We start from the raw sequence: 24,775 nt of genomic DNA, 5'->3' as shown, positions 1-24,775 counted from the left end.
CGGACCCCGGTGACCGCGCTCGACCAATTGATCGAGGCCTTGCGGCGCCTGCCCGGCGTGGGCCAGAAGTCGGCCCAGCGCATGGCCTACCACCTGCTGCAGCACGACCGCGCCGGCATCGACGCGCTCGCGCGCGCGCTGCAGGAGGCGGACAGCAACGTGCGCCACTGCGAGCGCTGCCACACCTTCAGCGAGACGCCGCTGTGTCCGATCTGCGCGGACCGGCAGCGCGACGCGCGCCTGCTGTGCGTCGTCGAGTCGCCGGCGGATCAGGCGGCGATGGAGCGCACGGCGTCCTACTTCGGCTACTACTTCGTGCTGCAGGGGCGGATCAGCCCGCTGGACGGCGTGTCCACGCGCGAGATCGGCGTCGAGCAGTTGCTGGGACGCGCCACGGACGGACAGGTGGAGGAGGTGATCCTCGCCACCAGCTTCACGGCCGAGGGCGAGGCCACCGCGCATGTGCTGGCCGAGGCGCTGCGCTCGCGCGGTCTGCGCAGCACGCGGCTGGCGCGTGGCGTGCCGGTGGGCAGTGAGCTGGAATACGTGGACCTGGGCACCATCGCGCACGCGCTGGTGGACCGGCGCTCGACCTGATCCGAAGACCTGAAGACCTCGAAGACCTGGAAGGCCTGGATGACCGTCGCGAACTACTGCCTGATCGTTGCCTGCGTGATGCCGGTGCTGTGCGCCGCGCTGGCGAAGTCCCGCGGCTTCGGCAAGCGCCGTCGCGATGGGGGTTTCGACAACCACGATCCGCGCGGCTGGCTGGAGCGTCAGACCGGTTGGCAGGCGCGCGCGAACGCGGCGCAGGCCAACAGCTTCGAGGCGCTGCCGCTGTTCATCGCGGGTGTGCTCGCGGCGCAGCAGATGCAGCTGGCGCAAACGCGCATCGATCAGCTCGCGATGGGCTTCATCGCGGCGCGGGTCGTCTACATCGCGCTGTACCTCGCCGATCAGCCCACGCTGCGCAGCCTCGCGTGGGGCGTGGGCCTGGCGCTCTCCGTGGCGCTTTTCTTCGCCTGAATCGGCGGTTCTCGACGAGCCCTCACCCCCCGCCCTCTCCCGCTTCGCGGGCGAGGGGGCCAAGATGGCGTCGCTCGTTGAGCCCCTCGCCGGCAGAGCGGGAGAGGGGGCCAAGATGGCGTCGCTCGTTGAGCCCCTCGCCCGCGGAGCGGGAGAGGGGTTGGGGTGAGGGCTTTTCGAAGTTCTCGCTGTTCCGGAAACTCAGCGCAGCGCGGTCTTCGTTGAGACCGTGCGGGCGCCCTTGGACTCGCTGGCGACCTTGGCGCTGCGGGTCTTCGCGGTGGACTTGGCCGATTTGGCCGTCGCGTTTGAAGCGACCTTTGTCGTCTTCGTCGACTTCCCACCGCGCGCCGACTTCGACGACGCGTTGTTCGTCTCCGCCGCCGCCAGCGTCTGGCCCTCACGCACGTAGACCACGACCTGCTGCCCCGGCTTGAACGTCGCCTTGGTGCTCACGCGGTTCCACTGCGCCAGCTGCGTCGTCCCGAGCCGATACCGGCGGGCCACGCTGGCCACCGTGTCGCCCTTGCCGGCCTTGAGCGTGACGCGCCGCATCGGCGGCACATCCGGCGCGAAGCCGATGCTGGCGTTGTCCGCCAGATGCTCGGACACGTCCTGGTCGCGCGAGGCCGTGCGCGGCACCAGCAGCGTCGAGCCCTTCGTCACCAGCATGCGCGCCGGGATGCGGTTGATCTCGCGCAGCCCGGTCTCGCTCATGCCCACCTGCTTGGCCGCGTCCGCCGGTTTCATCGTCCGCGGCACCACCCACGCCGTCCACGACGCGAGCGGGCCGCGATGCTTCTCGAGGTTGGCCACGAAGGTGCTGGCGTTGTCATACGGCAGCAGCAGCTGGCCGCTGCTCGCTGCCAGGATCACCGGCTTGTTCATCGACGGGTTGAACTGGCGGAAGGTGTCCTCGTCCAGCTCGGCCAGTTGCGCCGCGCGCGCCACGTCCATGTCACGGTCGATGTTGACGGACAGGAAGTACGGGTGATTGGCCACCGCCGGCAGCGTCAGGCCGAAAGCCTCGGGACGCATGACGATGTTCTTCACCGCCTGCAGCTTGGGCAGGTAGTAGCGCGTCTCGTCGGGCATGCGCAGGCTGTCGTAGTCGATCGGCAGGCCCGCCTTCTGGTTGCGCGCCACGGCCTTGCTGACGTTGCCCTGGCCCCAGTTGTACGCGGCCAGCGCGAGCTGCCAGTCGCCGTCGAACATCTTGTTCAGGCGCTGCAGGTAGTCCAGCGCGGCCTTGGTCGAGGCCAGCACGTCGCGGCGGTCGTCGCGGAAGATGTTCTGCTTGAGGTCGAAGTCACGGCCCGTGGCCGGCATGAACTGCCACATGCCCACGGCCTTCGCGCTGGACTGCGCGTCGTTGCGGAACGCGCTCTCGACGAAGGGCAGCAGCGCCAGCTCCATCGGCATGCCGCGCTTCTGCACTTCCTCGACCACGTGGTACAGGTACAGGCTGCCGCGGCCGGTCATGCGGCCGACGTACTCCGGGCGGCTGCTGTACCAGTCCTCGGCCCGGCGCACGAGGTCGTTGTCGAGCTCGGGCATGGCCATGCCGGCGCGCATCCGCGCCCACAGGTCCACATGCGTCTTGGGCGCGTCCAGGTCGACCTTCTCGCCCGGGTTCAGGTTGTCCTCGAGCAGCACGTCGAGCTTGTCCTCGGGCGCCGTGGCCACGCGGGCGACCGGCGTGGCGGGCGAGGGCACGGCCGAGGCGGCGGACTCGACCGCCTGCACCGTCTGATGCGCGATCGCCTGCGCGTCCTGGTTGTCCGCGGGCGCGGTCGGGCGCGTCGCGCAGGCGGCCAGCACCAGCGGCAGCAGCGCGGCGATCAGCGTGAGCGCGGGGCGGGACGGGGAGGAGCCGGAAGAACCGGAATCGGAGGAGCGGGAGGAACGCATCGGCGGGCAGGACGGGGTCGGGTGTCGGTGCATCGGGATCTCAGCGAAAGTCGTTCTTCCATTGGCGCAGTCCGGCCAGGACCGAGACCGGCTGCGCGGTCACGCGCGGGTCGTGGCGCTGCGCGGCCTCGCGGACCTCGGCGTGCTCGCAGCGCAGGAAGGGGTTGATCTGGAGCTCCACGGCGATCGTGGAGGGCAGGGTGGGCAGCGACTGCTCGCGCCGGGCCAGACACCAGGCCTCATGACGCGCGGCCGCCTCGTTCTGGGGCTCGACTGTGCGAGCAAACCGCAGATTCGACAAGGTGTATTCATGCGCGCAGCACACCCGGGTATCCCCGGGGAGCGCGGCCAGCTTGGCCAGCGACGCGAGCATCTGCGCGGGCGTGCCCTCGAACAGCCGGCCGCAGCCCGCGGAGAACAGCGTGTCCCCGCAGAACAGGATCGGCGCGCTGCCGTCGCTCGGTTGCTTCAACACGAAAGCGATGTGACCGGCGGTGTGGCCGGGCACGTCCAGCACGTCGAAGGTCTGGCCCAGCAGCTCGACCCGGTCGCCCTCGCGCAGCGGCACGACCGGCACGGGCAGGGTCTCGGTGGCGGGACCCCAGACCTGGCCGCCCTCGGCGAGCAGCGGCAGCAATTCGCGAACGCCGCCCACGTGATCGCCATGGTGGTGGGTCACTAGAATGCCTCGCAGGTCCAGGCCGAGCGCGCGCAGGGTGTCCTTCACCGGCGCCGCCTCGCCCGGATCCACGACGAGCGCCGATCGACCGTCATGCAGCAGCCAGAGGTAGTTGTCTGTGAAGGCGGGGATGGCGACGAGGTTCATGCAGGCAAGGGCGACAGGTCGCAGCGATGAAGACTCCGGACCAGGACGGCGGGATCGGCGACACCGACGAGAAGGCGCCGATTGTAGAGGCGCGCCTGCGTCTGGAGGCCGCGGCGGCCGAGCATGCGCACTGGTTGCGCACGCCTGCCGGACGCTACCTGCTCGCGTGGGAACAGCGCTTCATCGACGCGGCCGTCATCGACTGGTTCGGCTATCACGCGGTGCAGCTGGGTTTCCCGCAACTGCATGGCCTGCGCACCAACCGGATGAGCAACCGCTGGCTCGCGCTCAATCACCCGCCCGTCGAGGACGACGTGGCCGGTCCGCCGGTCCCCGGACCGGCGACCCATCCGCTGGAATACCAGCCCGAACCGCAGGCCGATTTCGCGTCGGGTCTCACCGGCGCGGGCCGCGCGGCCGTGTACTGCGAGTTCGACGCGCTGCCCTTCGAGGCCAACAGCCTGGACCTGGTGCTGTTGCCGCACACGCTGGAACTCGCCGCCGATCCGCACCGCTGCCTGCGCGAGGTCGAGCGCGTGCTGCGGCCCGAGGGGCGGGTCGTGATCCTCGGCCTGAACCCGGCCAGCCTGTGGGCGGTGAGGCAGAATCTCGCCCGCGTCAACGGCCGGATGCTGGGCCGCCCGCCGCGGCTGTACCTGCCCGAGGAGGGCGAGTACATCGGCTACTGGCGACTGCGCGACTGGCTGCGGCTGCTGTCCTTCGAGGTCGAGCGCGCGCAGTTCGGCTGCTATCGGCCGCCGCTGCTCAGCGACGCGTGGCTGACGCGGTGGCAGTGGATCGAGAAGCCCGGCGGCAAGTGGTGGACTGTGCTCGGCGCGTTGTATGGCGTGATCGCCGTCAAGCGCGTGCACGGCATGCGGCTGGTCGGGCTGACGCGCGGCAAGCAGCGCGTGGCCAAGACCGCGCCGGCGGTGGCCGCGGTCCATCACCACCACCACCGCCTCCAACCACGACATCACCGCGAGGACGTCGAGATCGATTGATCGCGGCGCTGGCCAGTACCTGCTCCGCGTTCTCTTCTCGTGCCGTCCTCGTCCTTTCCTGAATTCGCTGAAGTCCCCATGACCGATACCGCTCCCGCACCTGCCTCCTCTCCCGCCGCGCCCAAGATCGCCAAGCCGGCCGTGGTCATCTACACGGACGGGGCCTGCAAGGGCAACCCGGGTCCGGGCGGCTGGGGCGCGTGGCTCAAGAGCGGCGACCACGAGAAGGAGCTCTTCGGCGGCGAGCGCAACACGACCAACAACCGCATGGAACTCACCGCGGTGATCGAGGCGCTGACCTCGCTCAAGCGCAGCTGCAACATCGTCATCTACACGGACAGCGAGTACGTTCGCAAGGGCATGACCGAGTGGATCTCGGGCTGGCAGCGCCGCGGCTGGAAAACGGCCGACGGCAAGCCGGTGAAGAACGCCGACCTCTGGCAGCGCCTGGACGCGCTGCGCAAGCTGCACACCGTGGACTGGCGCTGGGTCAAGGGCCATGCCGGCGATCCCGGCAACGAACGTGCCGACGCGCTGGCCAACAAGGGCGTCGGCGTCGCGAAGTGACGCGAGAGGTTGAACTCGCGGGTTAACCCGCAACCCCCGTGCGGGTCTCGCCCGCCTGTCGCGACTGGCGGCCGCCACGCCGTCGCCCGTCCCATTGCTTCCCGGTTTTCACGGGGTTCGCGGCTACAGTCCGCGCGCCCCGGAAACCCGCACGAAAACTAGAAGCAATGAAGTTGACACGTCCGACCACGTGGATCGCGCTGAGCGCGCTGGCCGCCGCCCTGGTGCTGGCCTATGCCTGGCAGCGCTCGGCGACGAGCCCGGCGACGAGCCCGGCGGCGGTGACAGCCTCCGAGCCCGCGGCCGCCACGGCGACGAAGTCCGCCAGGTCCGCGACATCCGACAGCAAACCCGATCAGAAACCCGCAGACGGCCCGGTGCCCGTGGAGGCCCGGCCGGTCGAGCGCCTCGCGCTCGCCGACGAGGCGCAGGCCGTGGGCAGCCTGCGGGCGCGCCAGTCGGTGCTGCTGCGCCCGGAGGTCTCGGGGCGTGTCGTCAAGCTGGGCTTCTCCGACGGCCAACGCGTGCGGGCGGGACAGCTGCTGGTGCAGCTCGAGGACAGCCTGCAGGCCGCGCAGCTCAAACAGGCCGAGGCGCAGGCCGGCATCGCGCGCACGCAGCTGCAACGCAACCGCGAGCTGCTCACGCAGGGCTTCGTGTCGGCCAACGCGGTCGATCAGTCGCAGGCCGCGCTGGACGTGGCCGAGGCGCAGGTCGCGCTGGCGCGCGCGCAGGTGCAGCGCATGCAGGTGCGCGCGCCTTTCGACGGCGTCGCCGGCATCCGCTCGGTCAACCTGGGCGATTACGTGAAGGACGGCGCCGACCTCGTCGGCATCGAGGACGCCTCGAGCATGTGGGTGGACTTCCGCCTGCCCGAACGCTACGTGCCGCGCCTGCGCACGGGTCAGACGGTCGAGCTCGCGCTGGACGCGCTGCCGCAGCGCGAGTTCCGCGCGCAGGTGGAGGCGGTCGATGCGCAGCTCGACGCCAACGGCCGCTCGATGCTGGTGCGCGCGCGGCTGACGCAGGTCGCACCGGAACTGCGCTCGGGTCTCTTCGCCCGGGTGAAGGTGCGCTTCGCGCTGCGCGAGCAGGCGATCGTCGTGCCCGAGGAGGCGCTGGTGCCGCAGGGCGGCAAGCAGTACGTGCTGAAGGTGGTCCCGCAGGGCGCCACCGGCTCGGGCCGCACCACGCAGCGCATCGAGGCCCGTCTGGGTCTGCGCGTGCCGGGCAAGGTCGAGATCCTCGACGGCCTCGCGCATGGCGACCTCGTCGTCACCGCCGGGCAGCAGCGGCTGATGCGCGGCGACGCGCAAGCGATCCAGGTCGTCGAGCTGGGCGGCCGCACATGAAGCTCTCCGAGATCTCCATTCGTCGCCCGGTGCTGGCGACGGTGATGTCGCTGCTGCTGGTGCTGGTCGGGCTGGTCAGCTTCAACAAGCTGACCCTGCGCGAGTACCCCCGCATCGACGAGCCCGTCGTCACCGTCAGCACGCGGCTGGTCGGCGCGTCCAGCGAGGTGATCGAGAGCCAGGTCAGCAAGCCGCTGGAGGACTCGATCGCCGGCATCGACGGCGTGGACATCGTCACCTCGATCTCGCGCGCCGAGCAGAGCCAGATCACGGTGCGGTTCAAGCTCGAGAAGGACCCCGACAACGCCGCGGCCGACGTGCGCGACCGTGTGGCGCGGGTGCGCTTCCGGTTGCCCGAGGCGGTGGACGAGCCGGTGGTGGCCAAGGTCGAGGCCGACGCGCAGCCGACGATCTGGCTGGCCTTCACCAGCGAGACGATCGATCCGTTGGCCGTGACCGACATCGTCAACCGGGTCGTCAAGCCGCGGCTGCAGACGGTGGCCGGCGTGGCCGAGGTGCAGGTCAGCGGCGACCGGCGTTATGCGATGCGGGTGTGGCTGGACCCGGAGCGGCTGGCCGCGCACCAGCTCACCGTGCAGGACGTCGAGGACGCGCTGCGCAAGCAGAACCTGGAAGTGCCGGCCGGCCGCATCGAGAGCCGGCAGCGCGAGTTCAACGTCACCGCGCGCACCGACCTGAACACGCCCGCGCAGTTCGCCGAGGTGGCGCTGCGCTCCAGCGGCGGCTACACGGTGCGGCTCAAGGACGTGGGCCGTGTCGAGGAGGCAGCGGCCAGCGAGCGCTCTCGGGTGCGGCTCAATGGCATCCCGTCGGTGTCGGTGGGCGTGGTGCGCCAGGCCACCGCCAACCCACTGGAGGTGTCGGCCGGCGTGACGGCGATGATGCCCAAGCTGCAGTCGGAACTGCCAGCCGGCATCGAGGTCAAGCCAGCCAACGACAACTCGGTGTTCATCGACCGCTCGATCAAGTCGGTCTATCACACGATCGGCGAGGCGGTGGTGCTGGTGGCGCTGGTGGTGTTCGTGTTCCTGCGCACGCTGCGGGCGTCGGTGATTCCGCTGGTGACGATTCCGGTGAGCCTGATCGGCAGCTTCGCGCTGATGGCCGCGGCGGGCTTCACGGTCAACACGCTGACGCTGCTGGCGCTGGTGCTGGCCATCGGGCTGGTGGTGGACGACGCGATCGTGGTGCTGGAGAACATCTTCCGCCACGTGGAGGAGGGGCTGAGCCCGTTCCAGGCCGCGTTGCGCGGCGCGCGCGAGATCGGCTTCGCCGTGGTGGCGATGACGCTGACGCTGGCGGCGGTCTTCGCGCCGCTGGCGTTCACGCCGGGCCGCACCGGGCGGCTGTTCGTCGAGTTCGCGCTGACGCTGGCGGGCGCGGTGGTGGTGTCGGGCTTCGTGGCGCTGACGCTCACGCCGATGATGTGCTCCAAGCTGCTGCGCCATGCGTCGGCGCCGACGCGCTTTGACCGCGGCATGGAGCGGGTGCTGCAGGGCATCGAGGGCGGGTATCGCCGCGCGCTGGGCCGGGCGCTGCGTGCGCGCTGGGCGGTGGTGGCGCTGATGATGGCCGCGGGCGGACTGGGTGTGTGGCTGTTCACGCAGGCCAAGTCGGAGCTGGCGCCGGTGGAGGACCGCGGCGTGATCTTCATGCCGGTCAACGCGCCGGACGGCTCGACGCTGGACTTCACCGCGCGCTACCTGGACGCGGTGGACCGGATCTCGGCGACGTATCCGGAATTCGATCGGCGTTTCTCGTTCTCCAACGGCAGCAACGTGGCCAGCGGCAACCTGATCCTGCGCACGGTGGACTGGGCCGATCGCGCGCGCAGCACGCCGCAGATCGCGCAGGCGATGCTGCCGCAGCTGGGCCTGCTGCCCGGCGTGCAGGCCTTCCCGATCACGCCGCCGAGCCTGGGGCAGGGCTTCGGCTCGCGGCCGGTGAGCTTCGTCGTGATGACGAGCGACTCGTATGCGAACCTGGCCAAGGTCACGCAGGCCTTCATGGCGGAGATGGCGAAGAACCCGGGCCTGATCCAGCCGGACAACGACCTGCGGCTGAACAAGCCGGAGATCTTCATGGAGGTGGACCGCGAGCGCGCGGCCGACCTCGGCGTGCCGGTGGATGCGATCGCGCGCACGGTGGAGACGATGCTGGGCAGTCGTGTGGTGACGCGCTACAAGCGCGACGCCGAGCAGTACGACGTGATGGTGCAGACCGAGGCGCGCGACCGCGCGACGCCGGACCAGATCGAGCGGCTGTTCGTGCGCGGTCGCGACGGCGCGATGGTGTCGCTGTCGAGCCTGGTGCGGGTGCGCGAGACGGTGAGTCCGCGCGAGCTGAACCACTTCAACCAGCGGCGGTCGGTGTCGATCTCCGCGGCGCTGGCGCCGGGGTATGCGCTGGGCGACGCGCTGAAGTTCATGGATGCGACGGCGGCGAAGGTGCTGCCGTCGGGTTACGCGACGGAGCTCAACGGCGTGTCGCGGGAATACAAGTCCGCCAGTGGCGCGCTGGGGCTGGTGTTCGCGCTGGCGCTGCTGTTCATCTTCCTGGTGCTGTCGGCGCAGTTCGAGAGCTTCATCGATCCGTTCGTGATCATGTTGTCGGTGCCGTTGTCGATGCTGGGCGCGTTGCTGGCGCTGCGCTGGACAGGCGGGACCTTGAACGTGTATTCGCAGATCGGGCTGATCACGCTGGTGGGGCTGATCACGAAGCACGGCATCCTGATCGTGGAGTTCAGCAACCAGTTGCGGCGCGAGGGGCGGGCGACGCTGGAGGCAGTGGTGGACGCGGCGACGCTGCGGCTGCGGCCGATCCTGATGACGACCGGGGCGATGGTGCTGGGGGCCTTGCCGCTGGCGCTGGCATCGGGCGCGGGCGCGGAGAGCCGCCAGCAGATCGGCTGGGTGATCGTGGGCGGGATGAGCCTGGGCACCGCGCTGACGGTGTTCGTCGTTCCCACGATGTACGTGCTCTTCGCCCGCCAGCGCGTCCCCGGGGAGGATGTGACGCCGGCGTTGGCCGCTTGAAGTGATCGCGCGCCGCAAGCGGCGCGCGATGGATTGGGCCCCCTCGCCTGCGAAGCGGGAGAGGGCGGGGGGTGAGGGCTCTGCGAAGAGCTCCGTGCCCTCACACGAGCCCTCACCCCAACCCCTCTCCCGCTTCGCGGGCGAGGGGCTCCCGGTGCCAAGTTCCCGACTGCTGCGGTCGGCGCTTGAGAGCTGGCGGTGGGAGAAAAAACCTCCGCGCATCGGACGCCGCGCCACGCGCGGATCGGGCACGACGCGACGCCTCAGCGCATCGCTGCCCTCGTGACATCACCCCCACTCGCGATTTCCCGCGGCGTCTGTCCCAGCAGCCGCTTGAGCGAATGCGTCAGGTGGGCCTGGTCCGTGAAGCCCAGCCCGGCCGCGACCTGCGAGGCCGCCAGCCCCAATCGCAACTGTCGCGCCGCCTCGTGCGCCCGCGCGATCTGCTGCATCGCCTTCAGGCCCACACCCGCGACCTCCGCGAAATGCCGCTGGACGCTGCGTTCATCCAGCCGCTGGCTCGCCCCCTGCAGCGCGCGCTGCACCACCGGATCGCGCTCCAGCACGCCACGACGCGCCAGCGCCGCCACCAGTTGCTCCGCGTTGTCGAAGCGCGGGATCTCGAAGCGCTCCTCGCCCAGCCGGAAGCGGCCGTCCTCTTCCACCGGACACACCACGCCGCGCCCCCGCATCACCCGTCCGGGCGAGCGCGGCAGGTAGACCTCACCCCGAAAGGCGATGCTCAGCAACTCGTCGCCGGCCTCATGCTCGACCACCACCGGCGCCGTGATCTGACCGGTCTGGATCACCATTGCCGGACCGTCGCCACGGCGCACGAACAGCAGGTCCCACGACCCGTCCGGCAGCGCCAGCTCGCGCGAGGCCGCGTGGATGCGCAGATGGCGGACCTTCGCCACGAAGGGCGAGTCCGCCACGCGTTCCTGTTCGTCAGCGATCGGTCCCGGCATCGATGGCCTCTCGCGCCCGCAGCGCGCCGAAGAAGCGGCGGAGATCGTCCACGACGAGACCGGGCTCGGTCTCGTTGGCGAAATGCCCGCCGCGGGGCATCTCGGTCCACTGTAGCAGCCGGCTGTGCGAGCGCTCCGCGAAGCGGCGCACCGAGCGGAAGTCATCCGGAAACACCGCCACCGCCGTCGGTGTCGGATTGAGCAGCTCGCGGTAACCCGCGCCGCTGGCGGCGTTGGCCAGGTACATCTCCGCCGCCTGACCGCCCGTGCCCGTGAACCAGTACAGCGACACATGCGTCAGGAAGCGGTCCCGGTCGACCTCGCTCGCGCGTTCGCCCTCGAAGCCGAAGAACAGCTCTGCGTTCCACGCCAGCAGCGCCGCCGGCGAATCCACCAGGCCGAAGGCCAAGGTCCCCGGCCGCTTGGACTGGATGTCCACATAGCCCGCGTACTTGCGGAAATGGTCCAGCCGCTCGAAGCCGGCCAGCTCGAAGGGCGAGAGCCCGTCCATCTCGCCGGGCGCGCCGCTGGGGAAGGCGAAGACCTGCTGCAGGTGCACGCCGACAAGCCCATCCGGCGCGAGGATGCCCAGCTCGCGGGTCACCAGCGCGCCGCCATCGCCGCCCTGCGCGCCGTAACGCTCATGACCGAGGCGCCGCATCAGCGTGTCCCAGGCTGCCGCCACGCGGGCCGCGTCCCAGCCCGGTCCGGCGAGCGGCGACGACAGCCCCATGCCCGGCACGGACGGGATCACCACGTGGAAGGCCGGACCGTCTTTCAGCCCGTGGCCCTTCGGGTCGGTCAGCGGACCGATCAGGTCGAGGTACTCGACGGGGGAGCTCGGCCAGCCGTGCGTCAGGATCAGGGGGAGGGCGTCGGGCTCGGCCGACCGCACGTGGATGAAATGCACCGGCTGCCCGTCGATCTCGGTGAGGAATTGCGGCAGCGCGTTGAGCCTGGCCTCCTGAGCGCGCCAGTCGAAACCGTCGCGCCAGTACGCGGCGAGCTCGCGCACCAGCGACGCGGCCTGGCCGTGGCTGAAGTCGTTTACGACCGGGCGCGGCCAGCGCGTGGCGGCGAGCCGCGCATGCAGGTCGTCGATTCGGGCCTGGTCGATCTCGAGGCGGAAGGGATGGATCGTCGTGCTCATGGAGGACTCCTTCGTGGGGTGGGTCCACTGTCGCCGAGCGGTCCGCGCGGGTCTTGTAGAAATCCGACACCGCGGCCGCCCCAAGCACCGCCGCTACACTGCTGGGCCTTCGCACCGACGTTCGTCTCCTGCTCCACCATGGACAACCACCCGCTGATCGACTGGCATTCGATGTTCATGGGCGTGGCCCTGCTGGCCAGCGCCCGCTCCAAGGACAGCCGCAAGCGCAACGGCGCCTGCATCGCCAGCCCGGACTACAAGATCGTCGGCGTCGGCTACAACGGCCTGCCGCGCGGCTGCGACGATCACGACCCCGCCTACTGGTCCGACGACGACGCCGATCCCGCGAACTCGCGCCACAGCTACATCGTCCACGCCGAGGTCAACGCCATCCTCAACTGCGTCGTGCTGCCGCTCACCGGCAGCACCATCTACACGACGCAGTACCCATGCCCGCGCTGCGTGCAGTCCATCATCCAGGTCGGCATCCAGCGCGTGGTCTACCTGGAGAAGAAGGACCACCAGGTCGGCCTCAATACCGCCTCGGCCAAGATGCTCACCGACGCGCGCATCGACGTCCTCTCGCTGAGCGAGCTCGACATCCCCGCCGCCGCCTGGTGCACCGAGCTGTCCGGCTTCATCGCCAAGCCGCGCACCTGACCCCCAACCGATCGCGGCGAATCCCGATCCGCTGAACTGGGCCGGAAAACCCCCGTTTTTCCCGCTCAAGTTCCGGACCGGGCGATTCATGATTCCGTCCACGCCGACATGAATCGTTCCGAGGCCGCCATGCACACCGCCATCCCGCCCCATCTGATGCCCGAATCCACGCAAGCCCCCTGGGGCCTGGTGCCGGACCTCGGTCTGACCGTGGCCGGAACCGCCAGCATGGACGAGCTGCTGGTGCTGCAGGACCTGATGGCCGACCACGGTCTCAAGTTGCAGCCCACGCGCATGCTCTACGACCGCCTGTACGCGCTGGAGCGCCTGACCACGGCGCACGCCCGTGGCGATGCCCGCCTGCAAGCGGTGGCGCAGGACCTCTTCGACGCCTACCAGCGTCGCGGCGAGTGGATCGGCCTGGTGCACTGAGCGCCCGCTCTTCCCCCGAGCTCCCCCCAACGAAGGCGCCCCAGAGGCGCCTTCGGCGTTTTCCGCTCCCCCGTTCGCCTCCCCCGAATTCCGCCTTGGCGTGTTCACGGACGACGGGCAGAATCGCCGCTCGCTGAAAAGACAACAAGTCGATTGATCTCGGGAGGAAAAGGCGATGCCGTTCGTTGGATTGGGGGTTCACATCCTGCTGGCGCTGTTCTGCGCCATTCATGTGGTGCGTCATGGACAGCAGCTGTACTGGCTGATCATCCTGTTCTCGTTCCCGCTGCTGGGCAGCGTGGTCTACATCGTGATGTTCGTGCTGCCGCATGCGCGCCTGGAGCGCGGCGCGGTGCGCGCCGTGCGGGCGGCAGGCCGGGTGATGGATCCGGGCCGCGAGCTGCGCGAGGCCCGCGCCGCCTTCGACGACACCCCCACCGCGCAGAACCAGATGCGCCTGGCCGCGGCGCTGCTGGACGCGGGCAACGGCGTCGAGGCGGCCACGCAGTACGAAGCCTGCCTGCGCGGCCCGTTCGCCAAGGACCTGGAGATCCGCCTGGGCGCGGCCCGCGCCTTCATCGCGGCCGGCCAGCCCAAGCCGGCGCTGGACCACCTGATGTCGATCCGCGCGGAGCGCCCCGATTTCCGCGCCGAGCCCGTGTCGCTGCTGACGGCGCGCGCGCTGGGAGACCTGGAGCGGCCCGCGGAAGCCAAGGCCGAATTCGAGTCGGCCTCGTCGAGATTCGGCAGCGTCGAGGTGTGGGCCGAGTACGCGATCTGGGCGCTGGGCCGCGGTGACACCGCGACCGCTCAGCCGCTGCTGGCGCAGATCGACAAGGCCAGCGCGAAGTGGAACGCGATGGCCCGGCAGTTGAACGAGCCGGTGATGCGCCGCCTCAGAGCGGCGCGCAAGGGCTGAGGTACGCGCCGCCCGGGGCGCCGTCCGGGGGCGCTCAGTTCCCGTTGGACGAGCCCGCCCCGGAGGCCGACGTCGGTGCGGCGTTCACGCCGGTGGCCTTGCGCCAGCTGGCCAGCGTGTTGGCGAACTCGATGACCGCCATCGCGTAATAGCTGCTTTGGTTGTAGCGGGTCATCGTGTAGAAGTTCTGCGTGCCGGCCACGTAGACCGGCGCGGCGCCGCCCATCTGCAACTCGATCAGCGCGAGCGGACCCTGGTGCGCGCGCCCTTGCGGCGAAAGCTGCGCGCCCACCGATTCGAACTGCTTCGCGTCGAGCTGCGGCAGCACGTCGCTGATCAGCAGCTGCGCGCGCGCGGCCGTGTCGTTGGGCACCTGCACCTCGTAATGCGTGGGCATGCCGCGCTCCCAGCCGTGCTCGCGCAGGAAGTTGGCCACCGAGCCGATGGCGTCGACCGGGCTGTTGATCAGGTCCACATGGCCGTCGCCGTCGAAGTCGATCGCGTAGCGGCGCCAGCTGCCGGGCATGAACTGGCCCCAGCCCATCGCGCCCGCGTACGAGCCCTTCATCGCCAGCGGATCCAGCCCGTTCTCGCGCGCCAGGATCAGGAACTGGCGCAGCTCCTCGCGGAAGAAGCCGCTGCGGTCGCGCGCGCCCGGCGGAAGCGGCGACGGGTAGTCGAAGCTCAGCGTGGCCAGCGCGTCCAGCACGCGGAAGCTGCCCATGATCCGGCCGTAGAAGGTCTCCACACCGATGATCGACGCGATCATCTCCGCCGGCACGCCATAGGCCGCCTCGGCGCGCGCGAGCGCCGCCTCATGCGTGGCCCAGAAGTTCAGGCCGGCCTGCAGCCGTTGCGGCTCGATGAATCGCTGGCGGTAAGCGCCCCAGTCCTTGGCCTGACCGGGCGCGCCCGGCAGGATCAGCCGCTGCACGACCGGCTGCGAGCGCGCCAGCGCCAGGATCGCGCGCAGCTCCTCGGGGCGGTAGCCCAGCGAGGCGGCCTGCGCGTCGGCGAAGGCCATCACGTCGGCGCGATCGCCGTAGGCGGGCAGCGCCGCTGGCGTGCGCGCCGGTTTCCTCGCGGCGGGCTTGGGCCTGGGTTTATGCGCGGCGGCCTTGGCCGTGCTGCTCACCTGGGCGGACGCGGACGCGACCGGCGCCAGGGCGACCGTCAACGGCAGCGCGGCCATCGAGAGCTGGAGCAGGGAGAGCAGGAACGGACGGCGAGGGGAAGCGAGTCGGGCAGCGGTCATGCGGGACGGCGGATAAGGTCTTGCCGGAGCGCGGCGCAGACGGCCGCGAACGATCCCTGCCATTGTGACGTCGCGGCGGCGCGATCCTGGCGATAGCGCTGCGCTTCCAATTGCAACAGCGCCTGCGCGACCGCGGCCGCGCGCTCGCCGTGACGCGCCGTCAGCGCCGCGGCCCAACCGCGCGGGGTCTCGTCGTCGCGCGTGTCCAGGCCGAGCCGCGCCAGCTCGCGGCGCACGCGGGCGCGCTGGCGCGACCACGGGTCGTGCGGCCGGCGCTGCCACGCGGCGAGGCCCGCGCCGCCCAGCGCCACCAGCGTCAGCAGCCCGCCGGCCACCTGGCCCAGCGCGGTCCAGTCCGGGTTCTCGAAGCCCAGCCGCTTGAGCAGGTCCATCTGCTCGCCGGTGGAGAAGTTCAGCACCGTCTGCTGCCAGCGGTTGTTCAAGCGTTCCCACGCGGTGCGCAGGTCCAGCAGCAGGCCCGGCTGCAGCTGCTCCATCACGCCGGTGAACGCCCCCGGCGCGGCGCGCAGCGGCCGGCCCTGGACGCGGTCGGGCGACACGGCCGCCGTCGGATCGGCGCGCTGCCAGCCGCCCGAGGCGGTCCAGTACTCCGCCCACGCATGGGCCTGGCTCAGGCGCACGATCAGGTCGCCGTCCTGCAGCTGCTGATCGGCGCCCTGGAAGCCCGTGACCACGCGCGCGGGCACGCCCGCCGCGCGCATCAGCACGACGTAGGCGGACGCGAAGTGCTCGCAGAAGCCGAGCTGGCGGTCGAACCAGAACTCGTCGATCGCATGGGGCGTGTTCTCGCCGTAGACATCGGGCGTGAGCGTGTAGCTGAAGCGCCCGGTGCGGATCTGCCGCAGCAGTTCCCGGCTGACCGCCTGCGCGAGGGCGTCCTCGCCCATGCCCTCGAAGCGCTCGCGCAGCGATGCGCCCAGCGCCTGCGCGCGCGGATTCAATCCCGGCGGCAGGCTCAGCGCCTCGATCCGGTCGGCGCGGCTCAGCCGCGTGCCCCAGGTCGCGCGCGGCCATGCTTCCTGTCGGAAACGCAGCGTCTCGGCCACCGCCACCGGCGCCTGCCACTGGCCTTGCGGCGCGCGCACCGCGGTCAGCCGCCCCAGCGAGAAGCGCGCGCCGGCCGCGCCATCGCTGAACTCCAGCAAGGGGATGGCGGTCACGCGCAGCGGCTCGATGGTGGCCTGATAACGGTAGGACGGACCGCTGAGCACCGGCGCTTCCTCGCCCGCGGCCCAGTTCACGCGCGGCGCGTTCCAGGTCCGGCCGTCGAAGCGGGTCAGCACCTGGGCGCGGAAGTAGAGCTGCGGTTGCGGCGGCGGCGCGTCGTCAAAGCGCAGGCGCATCGCGATCGTGTCGTCGGAGGCGATCTCGGCGAAGGCGCCGAAGGTCATCGAGTCCGACAGCCCCGTGCGCGCCCCCGCGTCCTTGGGCAGTCCCCACAGCGGCGGGAAGCGCGGGAACAGCACGAACAGCGCCACCATCACCGGCAGCCCGTACAGCGTGTTGCGCGCGGCGATGCGCGCGGCCAGCTTCAGGCTGGGCACGCCCTGCGGCATCTGCGCGAGCACCAGCGCCGACAGCAGCGCCCACACGCAGCCGATCATCCACAGCGCCACCAGCGGTGACTGTGAATACAGGAACTGCGTGAGGACCAGGAAGAAGCCCAGGAAGAAGACGACGAAGGCGTCGCGCCGGGCGCGCAGCTCCAGCGTCTTGAGCGCCATCAGCATCGCCAGCATCGTGATGCCGGACTCGCGTCCGAGGATGGTCTTGTGCGTGGCCAGCGTCAGCCCGATCACCAGCGCCAGCACGGCCAGCAGGCTCCAGCGGCCGGGCAGCGCCTCGCTGCGCCAGGCCAGGCGCGCGCGCCACGCGAGCATCAAGGCCGTGAGCAGGCTGCACCACCAGGGCAGGTGACCGGCGTGCGGCAGCAGCGTCGCCGTGATGATCGCCAGCAGGAACAGCGTGTCGCGCGCCTCGCGGGGCAGGGGGCTGCGATGCGGACGAGCCGCTGCGACGCTCATGGCGGCGCTCATGCCTGCTCTCCGGCCAGCGTCAGCGCTTCCATGCAGGCACGCAGGTGCTCCGGGCCGAGGTCCGGCGCCAGCGCGAGCCCGCCCAGCCGCAGGCCGTAGGGCAGGCCCTCGTCCTCGGCGCGAAGGACCCAGGCGGCCAGTCGGGACAGGCGTTGCTCGAAGGGCAGGCCGCGCGTGGCGGCCAGGTCCAGCCATTGCTCGCTGGCGCGGCTGCCCAGGCGTTCACGCACGAGCAGAGTCGCGCCACCGCCACCGCCGCCCACGCCACCGCCGGGCGGCTGGGGCTGCGCCAGCGCCAGCGCCGACTTCTTCCACAGGATCTGCCGCGGCGAGTCGCCATGCCGATACGGCCGCAGGCCCGGGTCGTCGCCCAGTCCCGGCTGGCCCTGGCCTTGCGGCAGGCCCTCCTCGACAGCGGCCGCGGGCGGCGCGTCGAGCTCCGGCGCCGGATAGACCCAGGCCATCGCGGCGGGCCGCCAGTAGCTCCAGGTGACGAACAGGCCGAAGGGGAACTGCGATTCGACGCGCAGCCTCGGCAACGCGTGGCGGCCTCGCGTGGGCAGGCTGAGCTGCAACTGGAGCTGCGCGTGTCCCTGCGCGGGCACGTCGGCGAACGCGGTCTCCGAGGCCTTGACGTCGGGGTGTCGAAGGCCGACGCCGAACCGCGCCGTGCCCGGGTTGTGCAGCCGGATGTCCAGCATCAGCGGCTGGCCCGCGTGCGTGGGCGCCGGCGTCTTGAGGTCGAGCTTGAGCCCGCGCAGGTTGCCGTGCGTCGCATGCATGGACGCCAGGCCCGCGCCCGCGAGCACGAAGGTCAGCAGGTAGCCCAGGCTGAGCTGGTCGTTGATCGAGGCGAGCAGCAGCACCAGCAGCGTGATCACGAAGGCGAAGCCCGGCCGGCTGGGCAGGATGTAGAGGTTGCGCTGGGTCAGCGCGGTCGTGTCGCTGGCCGGATGCCGCGCCTGCCACCACGTGTCCCAGCGCCGTTGCCACGGCCAGCGCCACGCGGGGAGGAGGCGCCGTTTCATGGCAGCGGGACGGCGGCCATCATCGCGCGCACCTGCTCGCGGGCGCCGCGCGCGCTGCCGCCGCGCGGACGCAGCCGATGCGCGATCGTCTGCGGCAGGATCGCCTGCACGTCGTCGGGCGACACGTAGTCCCGCCCGCTCAGCAGCGCCTTGGCGCGTGCCGCGCGCAGCAGCGCCAGGCCCGCGCGCGGGCTCAGTCCTTCCTGGAACCATTCGCCCGAGCGCGTGGCCTCAAGCAGCGCCTGCAGGTAGTCCAGCAGCGCCGGGGACACGTGCACGGCGAGCACCTCGCGCTGCAGCTCGCGCAGCTGATCGGGCGTCATGACCGGGCGCAGCGCGCGCAGCAGCTCGCGGCTGTCCTGGCCCATCAGCAGCTCGCGCTCGGCCTGGCGGTCGGGATAGCCCAGGCTGATGCACATCAGGAAGCGGTCCAGCTGCGACTCGGGCAGCGGATGCGTGCCGAGCTGCTCGCTGGGGTTCTGCGTGGCGATGACGAAGAAGGGCAGCGGCAGCGCGTGGGTCGTGCCGTCGACGCTGACCTGGTACTCCTCCATCGCCTCGAGCAGCGCGCTCTGCGTCTTGGGTCCGGCGCGGTTGATCTCGTCGGCCAGCAGCACCTGGCTGAAGACGGGCCCGGGGTGGAACTGGAAGGCGCTGCCGCCCGCGGCCTGCGCGCCGGGCTGGTAGATGTTGGCGCCCAGCAGGTCCGACGGCATCAGGTCGGTCGTGAACTGCACGCGCGAGAAACGCAGCCCCAGTGAAATCGACAGCACATGCGCCAGCGTGGTCTTACCCACGCCCGGGAGGTCCTCGATGAGCAGGTGGCCGCCGGCGAGCAGGCAGGCCAGACAGTCCTCCGTCTGCGCCTGTTTGCCCTTGATGATCGTGCTAATCTGCCGGCGCAGGTCGGCCAGCGGTTGGGAGGCGAGGGTCGGAGCGTCGGAACTCATCGGCGCACGATAGCGCAGAATCCCTTCGGTCCGACGACGCCACGCGCATGACCCGACCATGTCCACCGCCTTCATCAGCCACCCCGACTGCCATCGCCACGACATGGGCGCCGGTCACCCGGAATGCCCGCAGCGCCTGGCCGCGATCGAGGACTGGCTGATCGCCCACGGCATCGACACCGCACTCGACCGCCACGACGCGCCGCGCGCCGCGCTGCAGTCGCTCGAGCGTGCCCACTCCGCGCGTTACGTCGCGGAGCTGAAGGCCGAGCTCGAGACGCTGGAGCAGCAGGCCCGGGACGGCGTGCCGCATCCGATGAAGGCGCTCGATCCCGACACCTGCGCCAACGCGCACACCTGGTCCGCGGCCTTGCGCGCGGCGGGCGCGGCGGTGCAGGCGACCGACCTCGTCATCGACGGCCGCGCGGAGAACGCCTTCTGCGCCGTGCGCCCGCCGGGCCATCACGCCACGCGCGAGCAGACGATGGGGTTCTGCTTCTTCAACAACGTGGCCGTCGCGGCCCGCCACGCGCTGGACGTGCGCGGCCTGGACCGCGTCGCCGTCATCGACTTCGACGTCCATCACGGCAACGGCACCGAGGACATCCTGGCCGGCGACGACCGCGTGCTGATGGTCAGCATCTTCCAGGACCCGCTGTACCCGTACTCGGGCACCGAGCCCAAGGGCGCGAACATGCTCAACGTGCCGGTGCCGCCGTACACGCGCGGGCCCGAGGTGCGCGAGATGATCGAGGCGCTGTGGATGCCCGCGCTCGAGCGCTTCAAGCCGCAGATGCTGTTCGTCTCGGCGGGGTTCGACGCGCACCGCGACGACGACCTCGCGCAGCTCGGGCTGGTCGAGGCGGACTATGAATGGATCACGCTGCGGATCATGGACGTGGCCCGGCGCCACGCCAAGGGTCGCATCGTGTCGTGCCTGGAAGGCGGTTATGACCTCGGCGCGCTGGCCCGCAGCGTGGGCGTGCACCTGCGCACGCTGGCCGGCATCTGAGCCGGCACGAGGGTCGCGGCCACCCAGCCGCCTCCTGGACTGATTGATCCGGCCGCGGCCGGCCCCCGAATTGTTTTCCTTCTTGAGTTCCATCTTGGGTACCACCACTCCCCTGAACCACACCCTGAGCCTGCGCGAACTCGAGTCGCTGCTGACGATGCTGGCGCGACCGCAGGCCTTGATCGAGGTCGGCCTGGTGCTGGCCTGCCTGGCGCTGTCGTGGCTGATCGTGCATCGCATCGGCAAGCACGTGCGGCCCGCGCCGGGCCACCACTCGGTGCTGATGGGACATCGCGTCTTCGACGGCGTGCTGTTCCCGGTGATCGCGTTGCTGCTGGCGCTGGGCGCGCGTCGCCTGATGCCGCTGCTGGGCGAGCCCGTGGCGCTGTTCCGCGTGGTGATCCCGGTGCTGCTGTCGCTGGTCGTGATCCGGCTGGTGGCGCGCGTGCTGCGCGCGACGATGCCCGATTCGCTGGGCATCAAGCTGCTGGAGCGCAGCGTGTCGTGGGTCGCGTGGCTGGGATCGATCCTGTGGATCGTGGGCGTGCTGCCCATCATCATCGATGAGCTCGACGACTACCAGCTCACCTTCCTGCCCAAGAACGGCAACCACTACACGACGGTCTATGACCTGCTGGTGGGCGTGCTGCAGGTCGGCGCGGTGATGCTCGTGGTGCTGTGGCTGTCCTCGGCGATCGAGTCGCGGCTGCTGCGCGGCAAGGCGGTGATGGACCTGTCCATGCGCAAGATCGCGGTCAACCTGACGCGTACCGCGCTGCTGGTGATCGGCGCGATGGTGGCGCTGAACATGGTGGGCCTGAACCTGAGCGCGCTGTCGTGGCTGGGCGGCGCGGTGGGCGTGGGTCTGGGCTTCGGCTTGCAGAAGATCGCGGCCAACTACGTCTCGGGCTTCATGATCCTGGCCGAGCGCTCGCTGCGTATCGGCGACATGGTCAAGGTCGACAACTTCGAGGGCCGAATCAGCGACATCAAGACCCGCTACACGGTGATCCGCGCGCTGAACGGCCGCGAGGCGATCGTGCCCAACGAGTCGCTGATCACGACGCGCGTGGAGAACCTGTCGCTCGCGGATCCGCAGGTCATCGTGACGACGGTCGTGCAGGTGGCCTACGGCACCGACGTCGACGCGCTGTTCCCGCAGCTGATCGAGGAGATCAAGCGGGTGCCGCGCGTGCTGTCCGAGCCGGCGCCGTCGGTGTCGCTGAGCAACTTCGCCGCCGACGGCCTGGAGCTGACGGTCGGCTTCTGGATCTCGGACCCGCACAACGGGCAGGGCGGGGTGCGCTCCGACGTGAACCTGGCGATCCTGCGCCTGCTCAACCGCCTGGAGATCGACATCCCGTTCCCGCAGCGCGTGCTGCGCACGGCCGGAGATGCCGCGCTGCCAGTGGCCGTGATGTCCACCGATTCACCGAGGCACCAAACAGGGGCGTGAATCCCGCATACCTGATCGCTTCACGAACCAGCAAACTTGCTTAACCTTCCTGGCATAAACAGCGCCGCCTACAGGCGCATGGACCAGGGAGGATTCCATGGGAATCAGTTCAGCAGGACTGGGCAGCAACCTCAATGTCGAGGCCATCGTCCAGAAGCTGGTGTCGGTGGAGCGCACGCCCATCGACAACCTCAACGCCGCCAGCGACAAGATCAAGACCAAGATCTCGGTGTTCGGCAAGGTGCAGGCCTCGCTCAGCGCCTTGCGCGACGCGGCGGCCAAGCTCACCAAACCTGACACCTGGCAGGGCGTGACGGCGACTTCGTCCGATGCGACCGTCGTCGGCGTGACCGGCGGCAGCGGGGCGGCCGAGGGCAGCTACGCGATGAACGTCGAGCGGCTCGCGGCGTCGCAGAGCCTGTCGAGCCCGATGTTCGCCAAGGGCGACAAGCTCGGCGGCGGTTCGCTGACGCTGGAGCTCGGCGAATGGAGCGCCGACCGGTCGAGCTTCACCTCCAAGGCGGGCAGCTCGCCGAAGTCCATCACGATCGAGCCTCCACGCGACTCGCTGGAGGATGTCCGCGACCGGATCAATGCCGCCGGCGGGGGCGTGGTGGCCTCGCTGGTCAATGACGTCAGCGGTTCGCGGCTGGTGATCCGCTCGCGGGAGACCGGTGCGGAGAACGGCTTCCGGATCACGACCAACCCGCCGACCTCCCCCGGACAGGGGCAGCCTTCGCTGGCGGACCTGTCTTTCGGGGGACCGGGTCAGCCCTCGCGGATGACCGAGGACCTGCGCGCGGCCAACGCCAAGCTGACGGTGAACGGACTGGCGATCACCTCGGCCACCAACACCATCGACTCGGCCATCGACGGCGTGACCTTCACCTTGCAGAAGGCGGGCGCGGCGACAGTCACGGCGAGCCAGGACAAGGAGGCGCTGAAGAAGGTGATCACCGAGTTCGTGACGGCCTACAACGCCGCGATCGGACTGTTGCGCGACAACACGAAGTACGACGCGGAGAACAAGACCGCGGCCGCCCTGCAGGGCGACAGCACCGCGGTGAGCCTGACCAGCCGGCTGCGCGGCGCGGTGTCCGCGGGCACGACGCTGCCGGGCGCGTTCGCGCACCTGCCTGACATCGGCTTGACGATGGGGGTGAACGGCGCGATCACCATCAACGACAGCAAGTTCACGAAGGCGCTGGCGCAGCGCGCGGACATGAAGCAGCTGTTCATGGGCATCGACAAGGATCACCCCGACAACAGCGGCATCGCGGTGAAGCTGCGCACGATGACGGACCAGATCCTGGGCATGGACGGCGCGCTGACGACCCGGACCAAGGGGCTGCAGGACAACCTGAAGTCCAACGGCAAGCGGGTCGAGGCGCTGGAGGACCGCGTCGCCAGCTACGAGAAGCGCTTGCGGCGCCAGTACACCGCGCTCGATACCTCGATGTCGGGACTGGGCCAGAAGCAGGGGCTGGTGGACAAGCTGTCGAAGATGGTCGGCTGAGGCGCCCGCGCAAGAAAAAGGCCACCCGAAGGTGGCCAGTCCATCGCTCGCGAGGGGGCGATCAGCCCGCCGCGACCGGGATCTTGACGGGCTTGCCCGAGGCGATGCGCTGTTGCCACTCTGCCGGGCCGGTGATGTGCGCGCTGGTGCCGCCGGCGTCCACCGCGACCGTCACCGGCATGTCGACCACGTCGAACTCGTAGATCGCTTCCATGCCGAGGTCCTCGAAGCCGACGACCTTGGCGTGCTTGATCGCCTTGGACACGAGGTAGGCCGAGCCGCCGACGGCCATCAGGTAGGCCGACTTGTGGTTCTTGATGGACTCGATCGCGACCGGGCCGCGCTCGGCCTTGCCGATCATGGCGATCAGGCCGGTCTTCTCCAGCATCATGTCGGTGAACTTGTCCATGCGCGTGGCCGTGGTCGGGCCCGCGGGACCGACGACCTCATCGCGCACCGGGTCGACCGGGCCGACGTAGTAGATGACGCGGTTGGTGAAGTCCACCGGCAGCGATTCGCCCTTGGCCAGCATGTCCTGGATGCGCTTGTGCGCGGCGTCGCGGCCCGTGAGCATCTTGCCGTTGAGCAGCAGCGTGTCGCCCGGCTTCCAGCTGGCGACCTCGTCCTTGGTCAGCGTGTTCAGGTCGACGCGCTTGCTCTTGTTGTAGTCCGGCGCCCATTGCACGTCAGGCCACAGGTCCAGGCTCGGGGGCGTGAGGTAGCTCGGGCCGGAGCCGTCGAGCACGAAGTGCGCGTGGCGCGTGGCGGCGCAGTTCGGGATCATCGCGATGGGCTTGGAGGCCGCGTGCGTCGGATAGGTCTTGATCTTGACGTCGAGCACGGTGGTCAGGCCGCCCAGGCCTTGCGCGCCGATGCCCAGCGCGTTGACCTTCTCATAGAGCTCGATGCGGAGTTCCTCGAGCTTGTCCTTGGGACCGCGCTCGAGCAGCTCGTACATGTCGATGTCGTCCATGAGGGCTTCCTTGGCGAGCAGGGCGGCCTTCTCGGCGGTGCCGCCGACGCCGATGCCCAGCATGCCCGGCGGGCACCAGCCCGCGCCCATGGTCGGGACGGTCTTCAGCACCCAGTCGACGATGTTCTCGCTGGGGTTGAGCATGTAGACCTTGCTCTTGTTCTCGGAGCCGCCGCCCTTGGCCGCGACGATGACGTCGACGGTGTTGCCGGGGACGACGTCCATGAAGATCACCGCGGGCGTGTTGTCCTTGGTGTTCTTGCGCTCGAAGATCGGGTCGCTGAGCACGGACGCGCGCAGCTTGTTGTCGGGGTGGTTGTAGGCGCGGCGCACGCCTTCGTTGACGGCGTCCTGGATGGAGCCGGGGAAGTCGCCCCAGCGCACGTCCATGCCGATCTTGAGGAAGACGTTGACGATGCCGGTGTCCTGGCAGATCGGACGGCGGCCTTCGGCGCACATCTTCGAGTTGGTCAGGATCTGCGCGATGGCGTCCTTGGCGGCCGGGCTCTGTTCGCGCTCATAGGCGCGGGCCAGGTGCTGGATGTAGTCGGCCGGGTGGTAGTAGCTGATGTACTGCAGCGCGGCGGCGACGCTTTCGACGAGGTCGGCGTAGCGGATCGTGGTGGTCATGGTCGTGCTCGGGGGCTCATGGACGCG

Annotated in this window: 21 protein-coding genes; 12 read left to right on the top strand and 9 right to left on the bottom strand. The window is 70.1% G+C overall.

Annotation, left to right across the window (positions count from 1 at the left end):
- Window positions 1-9: 9 nt before the first annotated feature.
- Entirely contained in the window at window positions 10-597 is a 588-nt protein-coding gene (recR, locus tag ACNI65_RS14150; RefSeq protein ID WP_416757408.1) for a recombination mediator RecR, read from the top strand.
- Between the two features lie 39 nt (window positions 598-636).
- On the top strand, window positions 637-1,026 hold the full coding sequence (locus ACNI65_RS14145) for an MAPEG family protein (RefSeq protein ID WP_416757407.1): 390 nt from the start codon (window positions 637-639) through the stop codon (window positions 1,024-1,026).
- 201 nt (window positions 1,027-1,227) lie between these two features.
- Here ACNI65_RS14145 and ACNI65_RS14140 read toward each other — a convergent pair whose 3' ends face one another.
- Together ACNI65_RS14140 and gloB are read right to left on the bottom strand one after the other, a co-directional pair.
- Window positions 1,228-2,937: a transglycosylase SLT domain-containing protein gene (locus tag ACNI65_RS14140; RefSeq protein WP_416757405.1), complete on the bottom strand. Its 1,710-nt coding sequence runs from the start codon at window positions 2,935-2,937 to the stop codon at window positions 1,228-1,230.
- Between the two features lie 40 nt (window positions 2,938-2,977).
- Window positions 2,978-3,763, bottom strand: a complete 786-nt coding sequence (gene gloB, locus ACNI65_RS14135; protein WP_416757403.1) for a hydroxyacylglutathione hydrolase — start codon at window positions 3,761-3,763, stop codon at window positions 2,978-2,980.
- A 26-nt stretch (window positions 3,764-3,789) separates the two neighbouring features.
- Here gloB and ACNI65_RS14130 point away from each other — a divergent pair, with 26 nt between their 5' ends.
- From ACNI65_RS14130 to ACNI65_RS14115, 4 genes are all read left to right on the top strand, one after another.
- Complete coding sequence (locus tag ACNI65_RS14130; RefSeq protein WP_416757402.1) at window positions 3,790-4,767, top strand: class I SAM-dependent methyltransferase; 978 nt, start codon at window positions 3,790-3,792, stop codon at window positions 4,765-4,767.
- Between the two features lie 78 nt (window positions 4,768-4,845).
- Window positions 4,846-5,334 carry a ribonuclease HI gene (gene rnhA, locus ACNI65_RS14125; RefSeq protein ID WP_416757400.1) on the top strand — a complete coding sequence of 163 codons (489 nt, stop codon included), beginning with the start codon at window positions 4,846-4,848 and terminating at the stop codon, window positions 5,332-5,334.
- A 167-nt stretch (window positions 5,335-5,501) separates the two neighbouring features.
- On the top strand, window positions 5,502-6,686 hold the full coding sequence (locus ACNI65_RS14120) for an efflux RND transporter periplasmic adaptor subunit (RefSeq protein ID WP_416757398.1): 1,185 nt from the start codon (window positions 5,502-5,504) through the stop codon (window positions 6,684-6,686).
- Window positions 6,683-9,742: an efflux RND transporter permease subunit gene (locus tag ACNI65_RS14115; RefSeq protein ID WP_416757396.1), complete on the top strand. Its 3,060-nt coding sequence runs from the start codon at window positions 6,683-6,685 to the stop codon at window positions 9,740-9,742. Before ACNI65_RS14120 ends, ACNI65_RS14115 begins: the two co-directional genes overlap by 4 nt.
- A gap of 263 nt (window positions 9,743-10,005) precedes the next feature.
- Here ACNI65_RS14115 and ACNI65_RS14110 read toward each other — a convergent pair whose 3' ends face one another.
- Together ACNI65_RS14110 and ACNI65_RS14105 are read right to left on the bottom strand one after the other, a co-directional pair.
- Window positions 10,006-10,710, bottom strand: coding sequence for a helix-turn-helix domain-containing protein (locus ACNI65_RS14110; RefSeq protein ID WP_416757394.1), 705 nt, complete (start codon window positions 10,708-10,710; stop codon window positions 10,006-10,008).
- Complete coding sequence (locus ACNI65_RS14105) at window positions 10,691-11,860, bottom strand: epoxide hydrolase family protein (protein WP_416757392.1); 1,170 nt, start codon at window positions 11,858-11,860, stop codon at window positions 10,691-10,693. Before ACNI65_RS14105 ends, ACNI65_RS14110 begins: the two co-directional genes overlap by 20 nt.
- A 138-nt stretch (window positions 11,861-11,998) precedes the next feature.
- On the opposite strand from ACNI65_RS14105, the gene ACNI65_RS14100 reads away from it, so the two are divergent.
- The 3 genes from ACNI65_RS14100 to ACNI65_RS14090 all read left to right on the top strand — a co-directional run bounded on the left by ACNI65_RS14100 (window position 11,999) and on the right by ACNI65_RS14090 (window position 13,871).
- Window positions 11,999-12,520 carry a deoxycytidylate deaminase gene (locus ACNI65_RS14100; RefSeq protein ID WP_416757391.1) on the top strand — a complete coding sequence of 174 codons (522 nt, stop codon included), beginning with the start codon at window positions 11,999-12,001 and terminating at the stop codon, window positions 12,518-12,520.
- Window positions 12,521-12,628: 108 nt separating this feature from the next.
- Window positions 12,629-12,952 (top strand): hypothetical protein, encoded by a 324-nt coding sequence (locus ACNI65_RS14095; RefSeq protein ID WP_416757389.1) that lies wholly within the window; start codon window positions 12,629-12,631, stop codon window positions 12,950-12,952.
- A 175-nt stretch (window positions 12,953-13,127) separates the two neighbouring features.
- The gene (locus ACNI65_RS14090) at window positions 13,128-13,871 is read left to right on the top strand and encodes a tetratricopeptide repeat protein (protein ID WP_416757387.1); all 744 of its coding nucleotides are present in this window, start codon (window positions 13,128-13,130) and stop codon (window positions 13,869-13,871) included.
- Window positions 13,872-13,905: 34 nt separating this feature from the next.
- Here ACNI65_RS14090 and mltB read toward each other — a convergent pair whose 3' ends face one another.
- Genes mltB through ACNI65_RS14070 form a run of 4 tightly spaced genes read right to left on the bottom strand, consistent with a single transcriptional unit; the run spans window position 13,906 to window position 19,161 of the window.
- Window positions 13,906-15,126, bottom strand: a complete 1,221-nt coding sequence (mltB, locus tag ACNI65_RS14085) for a lytic murein transglycosylase B (RefSeq protein ID WP_416757386.1) — start codon at window positions 15,124-15,126, stop codon at window positions 13,906-13,908.
- On the bottom strand, window positions 15,123-17,183 hold the full coding sequence (locus ACNI65_RS14080) for a transglutaminaseTgpA domain-containing protein (protein WP_416757385.1): 2,061 nt from the start codon (window positions 17,181-17,183) through the stop codon (window positions 15,123-15,125). Before ACNI65_RS14080 ends, mltB begins: the two co-directional genes overlap by 4 nt.
- Complete coding sequence (locus ACNI65_RS14075; protein ID WP_416757383.1) at window positions 17,180-18,211, bottom strand: DUF58 domain-containing protein; 1,032 nt, start codon at window positions 18,209-18,211, stop codon at window positions 17,180-17,182. Before ACNI65_RS14075 ends, ACNI65_RS14080 begins: the two co-directional genes overlap by 4 nt.
- Entirely contained in the window at window positions 18,208-19,161 is a 954-nt protein-coding gene (locus ACNI65_RS14070; protein WP_416757382.1) for an AAA family ATPase, read from the bottom strand. Before ACNI65_RS14070 ends, ACNI65_RS14075 begins: the two co-directional genes overlap by 4 nt.
- A gap of 58 nt (window positions 19,162-19,219) precedes the next feature.
- Between ACNI65_RS14070 and ACNI65_RS14065 the strand changes: the two genes are divergently transcribed.
- The 3 genes from ACNI65_RS14065 (at window position 19,220) to fliD (ending at window position 23,145) form a co-directional block, all read left to right on the top strand.
- Complete coding sequence (locus ACNI65_RS14065) at window positions 19,220-20,173, top strand: histone deacetylase family protein (RefSeq protein WP_416757380.1); 954 nt, start codon at window positions 19,220-19,222, stop codon at window positions 20,171-20,173.
- Between the two features lie 94 nt (window positions 20,174-20,267).
- Window positions 20,268-21,629, top strand: coding sequence for a mechanosensitive ion channel family protein (locus ACNI65_RS14060; RefSeq protein ID WP_416757378.1), 1,362 nt, complete (start codon window positions 20,268-20,270; stop codon window positions 21,627-21,629).
- Window positions 21,630-21,726: 97 nt separating this feature from the next.
- Window positions 21,727-23,145: a flagellar filament capping protein FliD gene (gene fliD, locus ACNI65_RS14055; protein WP_416757376.1), complete on the top strand. Its 1,419-nt coding sequence runs from the start codon at window positions 21,727-21,729 to the stop codon at window positions 23,143-23,145.
- Between the two features lie 61 nt (window positions 23,146-23,206).
- Here the strand turns inward: fliD and ACNI65_RS14050 are convergent, their stop codons facing one another.
- A complete protein-coding gene (locus ACNI65_RS14050) occupies window positions 23,207-24,748 on the bottom strand; it encodes a fumarate hydratase (protein ID WP_416757374.1) in 1,542 nt (513 codons plus the stop codon).
- Between the last annotated feature and the right edge of the window lie 27 nt (window positions 24,749-24,775).

The organism is Roseateles sp. So40a (assembly GCF_048081605.1).
In the GTDB taxonomy this organism is placed as follows: domain Bacteria; phylum Pseudomonadota; class Gammaproteobacteria; order Burkholderiales; family Burkholderiaceae_C; genus Roseateles.
The sequence above is the reverse complement of the archived record's forward strand: the minus strand, read 5'-3'. Positions and strand labels throughout refer to the sequence as shown.